Annotated in this window: 13 protein-coding genes, 1 tRNA gene and 1 pseudogene; 7 read left to right on the forward strand and 8 right to left on the reverse strand. The window is 71.9% G+C overall.

Going from position 1 to position 13248, the window contains the following annotated elements; all coding sequences use genetic code 11:
• The first annotated feature begins 228 nt into the window (after positions 1–228).
• The 4 genes and pseudogenes from FB563_RS19440 to FB563_RS19455 all read left to right on the forward strand — a co-directional run bounded on the left by FB563_RS19440 (position 229) and on the right by FB563_RS19455 (position 4395).
• Complete coding sequence (locus FB563_RS19440; RefSeq protein WP_142218819.1) at positions 229–1371, forward strand: SPFH domain-containing protein; 1143 nt, start codon at positions 229–231, stop codon at positions 1369–1371.
• A 134-nt stretch (positions 1372–1505) separates the two neighbouring features.
• A complete protein-coding gene (locus tag FB563_RS19445) occupies positions 1506–2111 on the forward strand; it encodes a lytic polysaccharide monooxygenase auxiliary activity family 9 protein (RefSeq protein ID WP_055705544.1) in 606 nt (201 codons plus the stop codon).
• A gap of 118 nt (positions 2112–2229) precedes the next feature.
• The gene (locus tag FB563_RS19450; RefSeq protein ID WP_055705543.1) at positions 2230–2697 is read left to right on the forward strand and encodes a DUF3592 domain-containing protein; all 468 of its coding nucleotides are present in this window, start codon (positions 2230–2232) and stop codon (positions 2695–2697) included.
• 40 nt (positions 2698–2737) lie between these two features.
• Positions 2738–4395: pseudogene (locus FB563_RS19455) on the forward strand (AMP-binding protein).
• On the opposite strand, the gene FB563_RS19460 reads toward FB563_RS19455, so the two are convergent.
• The 6 genes from FB563_RS19460 to ehuB all read right to left on the reverse strand — a co-directional run bounded on the left by FB563_RS19460 (position 4361) and on the right by ehuB (position 8552).
• Positions 4361–4434 (reverse strand) — tRNA-Lys (locus tag FB563_RS19460). The pseudogene FB563_RS19455 and the gene FB563_RS19460 overlap by 35 nt on opposite strands.
• An 85-nt stretch (positions 4435–4519) precedes the next feature.
• Complete coding sequence (locus FB563_RS19465) at positions 4520–5278, reverse strand: IclR family transcriptional regulator (RefSeq protein WP_055708258.1); 759 nt, start codon at positions 5276–5278, stop codon at positions 4520–4522.
• A gap of 212 nt (positions 5279–5490) precedes the next feature.
• Positions 5491–6273, reverse strand: coding sequence for an ectoine/hydroxyectoine ABC transporter ATP-binding protein EhuA (gene ehuA / locus FB563_RS19470; protein WP_055708257.1), 783 nt, complete (start codon positions 6271–6273; stop codon positions 5491–5493).
• Positions 6263–6913: an ectoine/hydroxyectoine ABC transporter permease subunit EhuD gene (gene ehuD, locus FB563_RS19475; protein ID WP_055708256.1), complete on the reverse strand. Its 651-nt coding sequence runs from the start codon at positions 6911–6913 to the stop codon at positions 6263–6265. Before ehuD ends, ehuA begins: the two co-directional genes overlap by 11 nt.
• Entirely contained in the window at positions 6910–7629 is a 720-nt protein-coding gene (gene ehuC / locus FB563_RS19480) for an ectoine/hydroxyectoine ABC transporter permease subunit EhuC (protein WP_055708255.1), read from the reverse strand. Before ehuC ends, ehuD begins: the two co-directional genes overlap by 4 nt.
• Positions 7626–8552: an ectoine/hydroxyectoine ABC transporter substrate-binding protein EhuB gene (ehuB, locus tag FB563_RS19485; RefSeq protein ID WP_055708254.1), complete on the reverse strand. Its 927-nt coding sequence runs from the start codon at positions 8550–8552 to the stop codon at positions 7626–7628. Before ehuB ends, ehuC begins: the two co-directional genes overlap by 4 nt.
• A gap of 47 nt (positions 8553–8599) precedes the next feature.
• Here ehuB and FB563_RS19490 point away from each other — a divergent pair, with 47 nt between their 5' ends.
• On the forward strand, positions 8600–9094 hold the full coding sequence (locus tag FB563_RS19490; protein WP_055708253.1) for a DUF3830 family protein: 495 nt from the start codon (positions 8600–8602) through the stop codon (positions 9092–9094).
• A gap of 18 nt (positions 9095–9112) precedes the next feature.
• Here the strand turns inward: FB563_RS19490 and FB563_RS19495 are convergent, their stop codons facing one another.
• Together FB563_RS19495 and FB563_RS19500 are read right to left on the reverse strand one after the other, a co-directional pair.
• On the reverse strand, positions 9113–10510 hold the full coding sequence (locus tag FB563_RS19495) for an amidase (protein ID WP_055708252.1): 1398 nt from the start codon (positions 10508–10510) through the stop codon (positions 9113–9115).
• A 41-nt stretch (positions 10511–10551) separates the two neighbouring features.
• Positions 10552–11502 carry a D-2-hydroxyacid dehydrogenase gene (locus FB563_RS19500; protein ID WP_055708251.1) on the reverse strand — a complete coding sequence of 317 codons (951 nt, stop codon included), beginning with the start codon at positions 11500–11502 and terminating at the stop codon, positions 10552–10554.
• A 138-nt stretch (positions 11503–11640) separates the two neighbouring features.
• Between FB563_RS19500 and FB563_RS19505 the strand changes: the two genes are divergently transcribed.
• Together FB563_RS19505 and FB563_RS19510 are read left to right on the forward strand one after the other, a co-directional pair.
• Positions 11641–12444: a maleate cis-trans isomerase family protein gene (locus tag FB563_RS19505; RefSeq protein ID WP_055708250.1), complete on the forward strand. Its 804-nt coding sequence runs from the start codon at positions 11641–11643 to the stop codon at positions 12442–12444.
• A gap of 39 nt (positions 12445–12483) precedes the next feature.
• Entirely contained in the window at positions 12484–13215 is a 732-nt protein-coding gene (locus FB563_RS19510) for a maleate cis-trans isomerase family protein (protein WP_055708249.1), read from the forward strand.
• Positions 13216–13248: the final 33 nt, after the last annotated feature.

Genomic DNA, 13248 nt, shown 5'->3' on the forward strand with positions numbered 1-13248 from the left:
CGACGTCGACCCCGGCGCGACCCCGCCCCGATCTCGACCCCGGCCGCTGTCGACCCCGATCCTCGCCGCCGGGCATCCGGCGGTGGCGGTGGGCGGGCCGGTCCCCACCTCCACCCAAGGGCCCCCGCCCCTGTCCGTCCCTCCCTTCCCCGTTCCTCCCACCCCCGTCCCCCTGTCCATCTCAACCACCTGTTCACGACGCATCTGGCGCGGAGGCTGGAGGCACGCATGGGTACGAGCACGTCACACACGACGCCCGAATCCGAGGGTCAGCCGGAGGGTTCCCTGGGAGCGGTCGGGCGGCCGGACCGCCCGATGCCGGGCGGGGCGACCATCGAGATCCCCGTCCATCTGCTCTTCCGCGACGACGCCGACCCGATGAACCCGGTGAAGGTGCCGCTCAAGCCCGCCGTGGTGGCCCGTCGCCGGGGCACCGGTGAGCGGCCGTGCCCAGGACAGCCGGCTCCGGTGCGCCGGCGGCCGCTGCCGGAGGTCGACCCGGACCTGGCGGAGCACCCGGCACGGGTGCTGCCGGGGGCGGCCGGGCTGCTGGCCGGGCTCTGCGGGGTCACCGGTGCTCTGGCGACCTCCTGGTGGGCGGGGCTGCTGCCGCCCGCCGTGGCGGAGGCGCTGTCGCTGCCCGCGTCCCTGGCTGCCGGGCCCGGTCCGGCACAGTGGGCGGCGTACGCCGGGGCGTGGGCGCTGGCGCTGCTCGGCTTCGGCGGGCTGGTCCGGGGGCGGACCGGGCGGGCCTGGGTGCTCGACCTGTCCGGCGGCTACCGGGGGACGGTACGGCGCACCGGGCTGTTCTGGGTGAACCCGCTGCTGCGGCGGCGCCGGGTCGATGTACGGCTGCGGCACTGGCGCAGCGAGGCGATGCCGGCGGCGGATCGCGAGGGGATGCCGCTCAGGGTGGTGGTGCTGGTGGTGTGGCGGATGCGGGACACCGCACGGGCGGTGCTCGGCGTCGAGGACCACGAGAGGTATCTGCGCGAGTGCGTGGAGGCGGCGCTGGCGCGGGTGCCGGTGGAGCCGGCGGGCGGGACGCGCGGCGGGGTGACGGCGGCCGGGGAGGCGCTGACCCGGCTGGTGGTGGAGGAGGCCGCGCCGGTCGGTGTGGAGGTGTTCTCGGTGCGGCCGCTCCTGGTGGAGTACGCCCCGGAGGTCGCCGCCGCCGTGCACCGGCGCCGGATCGCCCGGCTGGACGCCCGGCAGCGGGCCGGCATGCTCGACTCGGTGGTGGACTTCGTGGAGGACACCATGAGCAGGCTGACCGCGCGGGGGCTGGTCGGGGCCGACGACTACGAGCGGAAAGCGCTGGTGCGGGACCTGACGGTCGCCTTCTTCTCAGGGCGCGGGGAGCCGTCGTAGCGCAGTCTCCACTGCGGCCGCGATGGACACAGTCTTTTGTATGGACACAGTCAACGGGCGGCAATAATCTGGCACTTGGTCTAGACCTACCTGCACAGCTCATCGAACTCCCCACGTTCTCCAGGAGCGGCAGTATGCGCACCAGGACCAAGTTGTCCGCGGTCGTGCTGGGTGTGATGACCGCCGGAGCGTTCGCGCTCTCCACCGGCGGCGCCAGCGGGCACGGCTACACCGACCTCCCCATCAGCAGGCAGAAGCTCTGCGCCAACGGCACGGTGACGGGCTGCGGTGACATCCAGTACGAACCGCAGAGCGTCGAGGGCCCCAAGGGCTTCCCGGCCGCGGGGCCCGCCGACGGCCAGATCTGCAACGGCGGCCTGAGCCGGTTCGCCCAGCTCAGCTCGCCGACCGCACCGTCCGGCGCCGCCTGGCCCACGACCAGGGTGACGGGCGGGCAGACGTACACCTTCCGCTGGCAGTTCACCGCCCAGCACGCCACGACGGACTTCAAGTACTTCGTCACCAAGCAGGGCTGGAACCAGAACCACCCCCTGTCCCGCTCGGACCTCAACCTCACCCCGTTCCTGACGGTCCCCTACAACGGCCAGCGCCCGCCGGCCACCCTCAGTCACAGCGGCACCCTGCCGACCGGGCTGAGCGGGCACCACGTCATCCTCGCGGTGTGGACGATCGCCGACACGGGCAACGCGTTCTACGCCTGCTCGGACGTCACCTTCTGAGGACCGTTCCGCCACAGCACGGAAACTGAGGTTCCCTTGAGGCCGGCCGTCCCTACCGGCGGGTACGTTCCTCGCACGCCGACCGAGCGGAGCGGCGTACCGGACCTCGGGGGACCTCATGTTCGAGCTGCTCTTCTACGCCGTACCCACCCTCATGATCGCGGGCTTCGGGTCCGCCCTGTTCCTGCTGCTGCGCCGCGCCCGGCGGATCAGCAGGACCTGGTCGCAGGGGCTGACCGCCGAGGGGCGCTGTCTGCGGATGTTCACGACGACCAGCGGGGGCGGCGGCGACACCTCGGTGCGCACGACCGTGCACCACGTCTACGAGTTCACCACCCACGAGGGCCGCACGGTCCGGTTCGAGGAGGAGAACGGGCCCGCGACCGTCCTGGAGGGCGACTTCGTCACCGTGCGGTATCTGCCCGAGCAGCCCCAGCGGGCCACCGCGCTCCCGCCCTCCCGCGGCAGGCTCGCCGCCGGCACCGGCTGCGGGGCGGCCTTCCTGGGCGTGGCCATCGCCTTCTGTGTGGTCTTCATCGTCGTCGCCCACATGATGTTCACGGAGGCGGACGGGCTCATGCCGTAGCACTCCCTATCTGACGCTACGTCAGTTACCGTGCGCGTCCATGGAGTCCATGACGCGCACGGTCGCCGAGCTGGTCGCGGCGCGGTGGGGGGACCACCGCCCGGGACTCGGCTGCGAGGAACGGACGCTGACCCAGCACCAGTTCGCCGCGGGCGCCGCCGCGCGGGCGGCCCTGCTGGCCGACCTGCTGCCACCGGGTGCCGTACCGCATGTCGGGGTGCTCCTCGACAACACCGAGGAGTTCCCGCTCTGGCTCGGCGCCGCGGCCCTGGCCGGTGCGGCCGTCGCCGGGATCAACCCCACGCGCCGGGGAGCCGAACTGGCCCGGGACATCCTGCACACCGAGTGCCCGCTCCTGGTCACCGAGCGGGCCCACCTGCCGCTGCTGGCCGGCCTGGAACTGCCGGGGGTACGGATCCTCGTGACGGACGGGGACGAGTACGCCGCCCTCCTCGCCCCCTACGCCGACGCCGTGCCCGACCCCTCCCGCGCTGCTCCCACCGACCGGCTGCTGCTGTACTTCACCTCCGGATCGACCGGCGCCCCCAAGGCCGCGCTCTGCTCCCAGGGGCGGCTGGCGGCGGCCGGGCAGGCGCTGGTGCGGCAGTTCGGGGTGTGCGCGGACGACGTGCACTACATCTGCATGCCGATGTTCCACGGCAACGCGGTGATCGCCGACTGGGCGCCCGCGCTCGCCGCCGGCGCGGGGGTCGCCTTGCGGCGGCGGTTCTCGGCGTCCGGGTTCCTGCCCGATGTGCGCCGGTACGGGGCGACGTACTTCACGTATGTCGGGCGGGCCATCCAGTACGTCCTCGCCACCGAGGAGCGCGCGGACGACCGCGACAACCCCCTGCGGCTCGGCTTCGGCACCGAGGCCGGCGCGGTGGACGCGGCGGCCTTCGAGCGGCGGTTCGGGGTCCGGCTGGTGGAGGGCTACGGCTCCTCCGAGGGCGGGGCGGCGATCCAGTGGGCGCCGGGCACACCCAAGGGCGCGGTGGGACCGGCCGGGCCCGGGCTGGTGGTGCTGGACCCCGCCACCGGACGCGAGTGCCCGCCGGCCCGGTTCGACACCGCCGGGCGGCTGCTGAACGGGGAGGAGGCGATCGGGGAGCTGGTGAACTGGGGGCCCAGCCCCTTCGAGGGGTACTGGCGGAATCCGGCCGCCGAGGCCGAGCGGCGCAGGGGCGGGGCGTACTGGACCGGTGATCTGTTCTACCGGGACGCCGGCGGCCATCTGTACTTCGCGGGCCGTGGGGACGACCGGATCCGTGTCGACGGGGAGAACCTGGCCGCCGCGATGATCGAGAACATCGTCGCCCGGTACGAGGGTGCGGTGGCCGTCGCCGTGTACGGGGTGCCGGACCCGGTGACCGGGGACCAGGTGATGGCGACCATCGCCGGGTCCTTCGATCCGGCGGGCTTCGCCGAGTTCCTGGCGGCCCAGCCGGACCTGGGAACGAAGATGGCACCCCGGTTCGTGCGGGTGGTGGAGCGGATGCCGGTGACGGCCACGAACAAGATCCACCGGGCGCGGCTGAGGCGCGAGGGGTACGCGTGCGCCGACCCGGTGTGGTGGCGGCCGCCGGGGGAGGAGACCTACCGGAGGCTTACGGAGGGGGACGCCGAAGGGCCCCTCGCTCTCGCAAGGGACCCTTCGTCCGTGTGCGCCGCCAGGGACTCGAACCCCGGACCCGCTGATTAAGAGTCAGCTGCTCTAACCAACTGAGCTAGCGGCGCATGACTCCCGCCGACCTCGGATTTTGTCTTCCTCGGCTGGCGACGAAGAAAATACTACCTGGTCCTGAGGGGTGCTCGTGACCACCTACAGGGCCAGCGACAGGAGCACGGGTGCGGCGTTCCGGTTCAGCGTCTCCGCCGCCTGCTTCAGCCGGTGCGCGTGCTCCACGGGAAGCGACAGCGCCAGGCAGCCCACCGAGGCGCCCGCCGTGATCGGGACCGCCGCGCAGACCGTGCCGATCGCGTACTCCTGGAGGTCCAGGACCGGCACCGTCGGCGGCTGGGACTCCAGGCGGGAGAGCAGGAGCTTGTCGCTGGTGATGGTGCGCGAGGTGAGGCGGGCCATCTTGTGGCGGGAGAGGTGGTCGCGGCGGGCGTTGTGGTCGAGCTGGGTGAGCAGGCTCTTGCCGACCGCCGTGGCGTGGGCGGAGTAGCGGAAGTCGACCCACTCGTTGACCGCCGGGGTGGTGGGCCCGGCGGCGTACTGGGTGACCTTGACCTCGCCGTCGACGTAGCGACTCATGTAGACCGCCGCGCCGACCGAGTCGCGCAGCCGGTCCAGGGTGTGCTGGAGCTTCTCGCGCAGGGCCCCCTCCCGGTCGTGCGCGGAGGTGAGGCGGCGCAGGGTGTCACCGGTGACGTACGCCCCGTCGGTGATCTGCTCGACGTAGCCCTCCCGGCGCAGCATGCGCAGCAGGGCGGTGAGCCGCTCGGGGCCGAGGCCGGTGCGGCGGGACAGTTCGGTGTCGGTGACGCCGGCGGGATGGCGGGCGACGGTCTCCAGCACGCGCAGGGCGTCCTGGGCCGAGTGGTACGGGGCGGTCGGCTCGTGCATCAGCGCCACGGTGCATCCCCCTGCGCTCGCCTGTGTGGGCCGCGGTATCCGGACGGCGGATCGCTACCACGATAACGGGCAAACCCGGTGCGGGGAGAGGGGGTTGGCGAGATTCTTTTGCCCGCCTGACCCCTCCCAACTGCGACGCAGACCCTCTGGCATATGCCAAGGTCATGACCCAAGGGCTGGACCTCGGCATCTTCCGGATTCACAGCCCGTGGTCACAGGACCGCGCTGAGGAATTCCCGGGTGCGGTCCTGCTCCGGCTCGGTGAAGATCTTCTCCGGGGAGCCCGATTCGATCACCCGTCCGCCGTCGAACATCAGCACCTGGTCGGAGATGTCCCGGGCGAAACCCATCTCGTGGGTCACACAGAGCATCGTGATGTCGGTGCTGCGGGCGATGTCCCTGAGCAGGTCGAGTACGCCCGCGACCAGCTCCGGGTCGAGCGCGGAGGTCACCTCGTCCAGCAGCAGCACCCGCGGCCGCATCGCCAGCGCCCGCGCGATCGCCACCCGCTGCTGCTGTCCGCCGGAGAGCCGGGTGGGCTTCGCGTCGCACTTGTCGGTCAGCCCCACCAGCTCCAGCAGCTCCCGGGCCCGTTCCTCGGCCTCGTCCTTGGACATGCCGAGGACCTGCACCGGAGCCTCGGTGATGTTCCGCAGCACGCTCATGTTCGGGAACAGGTTGAACTGCTGGAACACCATCCCGATCTTCTTGCGGACCTCCCGGACCTGCTTCTCCGGCGCCGGGAACAGCCGCTCCCCGTCGACGGTGATCGTGCCCTCGTCCGGCTTGGTGAGGGTCATCAGGAGTCTGAGGATCGTGGTCTTGCCGGATCCGGACGGCCCGATCAGGGTCACGTGCCGGCCGGCGTCGACGGAGAAGTCCAGCCGGTCGAGCACCGTGTTGGCGCCGAACCGCTTGGTGACGTTCTCCAGGCGGATCAGCTCGGTCGGCTGGGCGTCGGTGAGGGAGGGCTGCGGACGGGTCTCAACGGACAAGGCGTCGCTCCAGGGCTCGCATCAGAAGGGAGGACAGATAGGAGATGAGGATGAAGGCCACCCCGATCACGGTGAGGGGCTCGGTGAACTGGAAGTGCTGCTGGGAGAAGAGCCGGGCACGCCCGAGCATGTCCAGCACGGTGATCGTCATCAGCATCGGTGTGTCCTTGAGCATGGAGATCACGTAGTTGCCGAGCGCGGGGACCACCCGGCGGATCGCCTGCGGCAGGATCACCACGGTCCAGGTCCGCCGCCGTGGCAGGTTCAGCGCGGTCGCCGCCTCCCACTGGCCGGGCGGCACCGCCTCGATTCCGGCCCGGTAGACCTGCATCGTGTACGTCGAGTAGTGCAGGCCGATCGCGAAGACACCGGTGGTCAGCGCCGAGAAGGTCACGCCCCACTCGGGCAGCACGTAGAACAGGAAGAACAGCTGCACCAGCAGCGGGGTGTTGCGCACGAACTCCGTGACCACCCCGACCGGCCAGCGCACCCACCGGCTCGGTGTCCGCATCAGCAGCGTCCAGACCAGACCGAGGGTGAAGGAGAGCAGCGACCCCAGGGCGACGGCCTCCAGGGTGACGAGCAACCCCCGCCAGAATTCCGGCATGAAGTCGCTCACGGCGTTCCAGTCCCACTTCATGCGACCCGACCCCCCACTCCGGTCGTCTGCGCGCGCTTGAGCTCACGCGACGCCGAGAAGGTCCCGGCGTCCTTGCCGATCCCGGCCTTCAGCCGCTTCTCCAGGGAGCGCATCAGCCGCGTCAGGACGAAGGCGATCGCGAAGTAGATCAGCAGCACGTACGTGTAGATCTCCGCGCTCTGCTGCAGCGCCAGCCGCACGAGGTTCGCGCTGAACGTCAGATCGCCCATGCCCATCAGCGACACCAGCGCGGTGCCCTTGAGCAGCTCGATCAGCAGGTTGCAGAAGGACGGGATCATCTCCGGCACCGCCTGCGGCAGCACGACCAGCCGCATCCGCTGCCAGGGCGTGAAGCTGAGCGCGATCCCGCCCTCCTTCTGCGCCGGGTCCACCGCGTTCAGCGCGCCGCGCACGATCTCCGAGCCGTACGCGCCATAGGTCATCCCGAGCGCCAGCGTGCCCGCCCACATCGGCACCAGCTGCCAGCCGAACGCGACCGGCAGCACGAAGAACACCCAGAAGATCATCACCAGCGCCGAGGTGCCACGGAACACCTCGGTGTAGAAGCCGGCGACGAACCGCACGATCCACAGCCGGTGCGTCCGCGCGATACCGACGACGAAGGACACGGCGGCGGCCAGCAACGCGCTGAACACCAGCAGCTGGACGGTGGTCCAGACGCCCTTGAGTACGAGTTCCCACAGTCCCGAGGTCATCCGCCGCACAGCTCCTTCGCGGTGAGGTCGGTCATCTCGGCCTTCGTGAACCCGAAGGGCCGAAGGATCCGGAACAGCTCGCCGCTCCGCTTCAGCTTGTGCAGCTCGACGTTGAAGGCGTCCCGCAGCCTCGTCTCGGTCGGCCGGAAGGCGAACGCGCCGCCGTCGACGTGCGGTTTGCCCTTGACCAGCGGCGCGAACGGCGCGGTGGCCTCCGCCTTGCTCGACTTCTTCGCCACTTCCCGCGTGGTGATCGCCGTACCGGCGAAGACGTCGGCCCGGCCTGTCTCGACGGCGTTCAGCCCGGCTACCTGGTCCGGGACGACGAGGATGTCGCCCCGCTTGTACCCGGCCTCGACCGCGTACTCGATGTCGGCGTAGCCGGTGCCGGTGGCGAACTTGGCCTTCTTCGCGACGACGTCCTTGTAGGAGTGCAGCCCCAGCGGGTTGCCCTTGCGCACGATGAACGAGTCCAGCATCTGGTAGTCCGGATCGGCGAAGATGACCTGCCGGCAGCGCTCCGGATTGACGTACATCCCGGCCGCCACGACGTCGAACTGCTGCGAGTTGAGCCCCGGGATCAACGAGCCGAACTCGGTCGGCACCGGCTGGACCCGGTCCACCCCGAGCCGTTTGAAGATCACCTTGGCCAGTTCGGGCGCCTCACCGGTGAGATGGCCGTCCTTGTCGATGTACCCGAAGGGGATCTCACCGGCGATCCCGAGCCGTACGACACCCTGCGCGCGAAGGCGTTCGAGCAGGTCACCGCCCGGCTTGCCGGACGCCTCGGCCACCCGGGAGCAGCCCGCCGCGCCCAGCACACCGAGGGCGGCGAGACCACCGAGCACCGAGCGCCGGGTGTGCCCGCCGCGTCTGAGTTCCGACCGGAATGTGTGTACGTCGTTCCCAAGTGGTGGAGCCATGGCGGCGCGGCTACCCAAGCGGATCCCGGCTATGCACCCTTGTTTCCATGGCCGATCGATTCGTCACCGTCTCGCTCGAGAAGCGCGATGTGCACTGCACGGCACGACTGCTGGCCGACCGCGCGCCCCTGACCTGCGAGGCCGTATGGCGGGCGCTCCCCCTCGCGGGCGACGTCTACCACGCCAAATACGCCCGCAACGAGATCTACGCCCTCTTCCCTCCCTTCGCCTCCACGGAACCCCCACTGGAGAACCCGACGGTCACCCCGATTCCCGGCGACCTCTGTTACTTCTCCTTCGCCGGCACCGAACTGGGCACGAAGGCCTACGGCTACGACCGCGAGGTCCGCCCCGGCACCACCGTCGTCGACCTGGCCCTGTTCTACGAGCGCAACAACCTGCTCCTCAACGGCGACGTGGGCTGGGTGCCCGGGATCGTGTGGGGCCAGGTGGTGGAGGGACTGGAGGCGATGGCCGAGGCCTGCAACGACCTCTGGCGCGGCGGGGCGGCGGGGGAGACGCTCGCTTTCCGGCGGGCGTGAGACCGGTCGGCGCGCGGCTCAGGGAAGCGGGGCCGGCGCCGGCACCACCCCGGCCTCGTACAGCGCGTGCGCGGCGCGCAGGACCAGGTCGTCCCGGTGCCGGGCGGCGACCAGTTGCATCCCCACGGGCAGGCCGTCGCCGTCCGTGCCCACCGGTACGGTCGCCGCGGGCTGCTGGGTGAGGTTGAAGGGGTAGGTGAACGGCGTCCAGCCGGTCCAGCGGTGGTGGGCCGCGCCCCTCGGCGCCTCCACGCCCGCCTCGAACGCGGTCAGCGGCAGCGTCGGGGTGACCAGGAGGTCGTAGCGCTCGTGGAAGCGGCCCATACGCCGGCCGAGGTCCATGCGGACGTCCACCGCGGCCAGGTAGTCCAGCGCGCTGTAGCGGGCGCCCCGCACGCAGATCTCGCGCAGGCCGGGGTCCAGCAGTTGCCGCTTGCGCGGGGAGAACCGCTCGGTGACCCGGGCCGCGCCGCTGAACCACAGGGTGTGGAAGGCGTCCACCGGGTCGCTGAAGTCCGGGTCGGTCTCCTCCACGTACGCGCCGAGGTCGGCGAGGGCCGCCACCGTCCGCCGTACCGCCGCGGCGACCGCCGGCTGGACCGCGACCTGGCCGCCCAGGGACGGGGAGTACGCCACCCGCAGCCCGTGCACGCCGCCCCTCAGCCCCTCCGCGAAGGAGCCCGGCGCCGGCGGCAGGCCCGACCAGTCGCGGGCGTCCGGGGCGCCGATGACGTCCAGCAGCAGGGCCGCGTCGGCCGCGTCCCGGGTCATCGGTCCCGCGTGCGAGAGGGTGCCGAACGCGCTCGCCGGATACAGCGGCACCCTGCCGTACGTCGGCTTCAGCCCGAAGATCCCGCAGAACGCGGCCGGGATGCGGATGCTGCCCCCGCCGTCCGTGCCCAGCGACAGCGGGCCCGCGCCGAGCGCCACCGCCGCCGCGCTGCCCCCGCTGGAGCCTCCGGCGGTGCGCGAGTGGTCGTGCGGGTTGCGGGTGATGCCGGTCAGCGGGGAGTCGGTCACGCCCTTCCAGCCGAACTCGGGGGTCGTCGTCTTGCCCAGGAACACCGCGCCGTGCTCGCGCAGCCGGGCCACCGAGGGGGCGTCCTCGTCCCAACTGCCCTGCTCGGAGATCGTCCTGGAGCCGCGCAGGGTCGGGTGGCCGCGCAGCAGGAGGATGTCCTTCACCGTCACCGGCACCCCGTCGAGCAGCCCGGCCGGCTCACCGCGCCGCCAGCGTTCCTCCGACTCCCGCGCCCGGGCCAGCGCGTCCTCCTCGGTGAGGCGCACGAACGCGTTCACCTCCGGCTGGATCCGGCGGGCCCGCTCCAGAGCCTGCCCGGTCGCCTCCACGGGACTGAACTCCCCCTTGCGGTAACCCTCGAGGAGCTGGACGGCGGTCAGGTCGGTGAGCTGCATGCACCCTCCAAGAGGTCCAAGGGATCCAAGGGGCCGAGAGGTCAGTGACCGGGGACGTAACCGCGTTTCTTGTCGACCACGTTCACCAGTGATCTGCCCGCCGCCCACCGCTCGTACAACTCCACGAACTGCGCGGCCAGTTCGTCCCGCCAGCCGACCGTGTCCCCGCTCATGTGCGGGGAGACGATCAGCCCCGGAAGCCCCCACAACGGGCTGTCCTCGGGGAGGGGTTCGCTGGTGAAGACGTCCAGGGCCGCGCCCGTGATCCAGCGCCGGGTCAGGGCGTGGGCGAGGGCGTCCTCGTCGACGAGCTGGCCCCGGCCGACGTTGACGAAGAACGCCGAGGGCTGCATCACGCCGAACCGGCGGCCGTCGAACATGCGGTACGTCTCCTCGGTGAGCGGCGCCGCCGCGATCACCCAGTCCGCGCGGGAGATCAGCCGGTCGAGGTCGGCCGGCCCGTGGACACCGGTCCGCGGCACCCGCCCGACCAGCGCCGTCGTCACGCCGAGGGCCTTCAGGGTGCGTACGATCGCCCGGCCGATCGGGCCCGAGCCGACCACGCACGCGCGCGTGCCCGCCACCCGCCGGCCCTCCCGGTGCCGCCAGGTGCGCTCCCGCTGGTGCTCCAGCGTGCGCGGCAGGTCCTTGGCGACCGCCAGCACCAGCGCCGCCACGTATTCGGCGATCGGCTGGTCGAAGATCCCGCGCGCGTTCGTGACCACCGTGTCGGACGCGGCGAGCTCCGGTCCCATCAGGTGGTCCACGCCCGCGCTCGCCGTGTGCACCCAGGCCGGGCGGGGCCCCTGCCCGGGCCAGGCCTCGCGGACCGCGTGCGAGGCGAAGTCCCAGACCAGGAGCACGTCCGCCTGCGGCAGCCGCTCGGCCAGGTGCGCGGCGTCCGTGTGCACGATCCGGGCGCGTCCGGTCAGCCGGCCGAGGCGCGGCGGCGGGTCGGCGTCCAGCACCAGGAGGGTCGGGAGGGTCGTCATACGGGGCGGCTCCGAGCGTCTGACATGCGCGGATTACCCGCGGATTGACCACGCTCGCACCCGAACCTACCTTCGTCAACACGGGCGTACTCGCGATCCGTTGCCCACTCGTCTCCCAGCGTGAGGCCGGTGCCAGCCATGGACGTCTCCTTTCTCGGCGGCCCCCGCCCACAGCGCGGGGTCGGCGTGGTGGCTCCCTTCGACTTCGCCCTCGACCGCGAGCTGTGGCGCTGGGTGCCCGACGAGGTGTCGCTGCATCTGACCCGGACCCCGTTCGTGCCGGTCGAGGTCAGCCTGGACCTGGCCCGTCTGGTGAGCGAGCACGAGACCCTCGGCGACGCCGTGCGCGCGCTGACCGCCGTCGCGCCCGAGGCCGTCGCCTACGCCTGCGCCTCCGGCAGCTTCGTCGGCGGGATCGCCGGGGAGCGGGCGATGTGCGCGGCGATGAGCCTCGCGGGCGCCCCACCCCCGGTGACCACCTCCGGCGCGCTGCTGGAGGCCCTGGCCGAGCTGCGGATCCGGCGCGTCGCGCTGGTCACGCCGTACACCGTGTCCGTGACCCGGGCGCTGGAGGACTTCGTCGCCGAGGCCGGCGTCGAGGTCACCGGGTGCGCCTTCATGGGCCTGACCCGGCACATCTGGCGGGTGCCGTACCGGGACGTCGTCGCCATGGCCCGGCAGGCGGTCCGCCCCGGCACCGCCGACGCGCTGTTCATCTCCTGCACCAACCTGCCGACGTACGACGTGATCCCCCAGCTGGAGGCCGAGCTGCGGATCCCCGTGCTGTCGGCCAACCAGGTCACGATGTGGGCTGCGCTGCGCCGGCTGGGTACCCGGGCCGTGGGGCCGTATCAGGCGCTGCTGGACGAGAGCGCGCGTGTCTGGCCCCCCGCATTGCCGGAAGCGACGCGGGAACTGCCGGAAGAGACGCAGGAAAGCTGAAGACGCCGGAACGACGCCGGAACACGGAAAAGGACGGTCATGACCGCACTCGGATTCCTCTACCCGGGCCACTCCGCCGAGGACGACTATCCACGCATCGAGCAGCTCCTGGGCAGCGACATCCGGGTGGACCTGGTCCACACCGACATCGGCGAGGACGCGCACCGGGTTGCGGCGCTGCGCGAGATGGGCTCCGCCGAACGGCTCGCGGCGGGCATGGAGCGCCTGCGGCTGACCGGTGCCGAGACGGTGGTGTGGGCGTGCACCAGCGGCGGCTTCGTGCACGGCTGGGAGGGCGCCCAGGAGCAGGTGCGCACGCTCGCCCGGCTGGCCGGGATGCCCGCGTCGTCGACGTCGTTCGCCTTCGTGCACGCGGCCCGGGAGATCGGGGTACGGCGGGTCGCGGTCGGCGCGACCTACCCGGAGGACGTCGCCGCGCTGTTCGCCGACTTCCTGCGTGCCGGGGGCCTGGAGGTGACCGGGATGCGCTCCTCGGGGATCGTCACGGCGGCGGAGGTCGGCACGTGGGGCGAGGAGGACGTGCTGACGCTGGCCCGGGCGGCCGACGTGCCGGACGCGGAGGCGGTACTGCTCCCGGACACGGCCCTGCACACGGCCGCGCATCTGTCGTTGCTGGAGAAGGCGCTGTCCAAGCCGGTGCTCACCGCGAACCAGGTGACGGTGTGGGAGGGGCTGAGGCTGGCCGACCGGCGGGTGAACGCGCCGGCCCTGGGGACGCTGTTCACCCGGGAACCGATCGTGCAGGTCTGAGCGGGTCCCGGCGGGCCGAGAGGGCGCCGTCGC

Source organism: Streptomyces puniciscabiei (assembly GCF_006715785.1).
GTDB classification, from domain to species: domain Bacteria; phylum Actinomycetota; class Actinomycetes; order Streptomycetales; family Streptomycetaceae; genus Streptomyces; species Streptomyces puniciscabiei.

Coding starts and splice junctions, on each gene's coding strand:
- FB563_RS19440 (WP_142218819.1), top strand. CDS start 229: ATGGGTACGAGCACGTCACACACGACGCCCGAATCCGAGGGTCAGCCG.
- FB563_RS19445 (WP_055705544.1), top strand. CDS start 1,506: ATGCGCACCAGGACCAAGTTGTCCGCGGTCGTGCTGGGTGTGATGACC.
- FB563_RS19450 (WP_055705543.1), top strand. CDS start 2,230: ATGTTCGAGCTGCTCTTCTACGCCGTACCCACCCTCATGATCGCGGGC.
- ehuD (WP_055708256.1), bottom strand. CDS start 6,913: ATGAAGTGGGACTGGAACGCCGTGAGCGACTTCATGCCGGAATTCTGG.
- ehuC (WP_055708255.1), bottom strand. CDS start 7,629: ATGACCTCGGGACTGTGGGAACTCGTACTCAAGGGCGTCTGGACCACC.
- ehuB (WP_055708254.1), bottom strand. CDS start 8,552: ATGGCTCCACCACTTGGGAACGACGTACACACATTCCGGTCGGAACTC.
- FB563_RS19490 (WP_055708253.1), top strand. CDS start 8,600: ATGGCCGATCGATTCGTCACCGTCTCGCTCGAGAAGCGCGATGTGCAC.
- FB563_RS19495 (WP_055708252.1), bottom strand. CDS start 10,510: ATGCAGCTCACCGACCTGACCGCCGTCCAGCTCCTCGAGGGTTACCGC.
- FB563_RS19500 (WP_055708251.1), bottom strand. CDS start 11,502: ATGACGACCCTCCCGACCCTCCTGGTGCTGGACGCCGACCCGCCGCCG.
- FB563_RS19505 (WP_055708250.1), top strand. CDS start 11,641: ATGGACGTCTCCTTTCTCGGCGGCCCCCGCCCACAGCGCGGGGTCGGC.
- FB563_RS19510 (WP_055708249.1), top strand. CDS start 12,484: ATGACCGCACTCGGATTCCTCTACCCGGGCCACTCCGCCGAGGACGAC.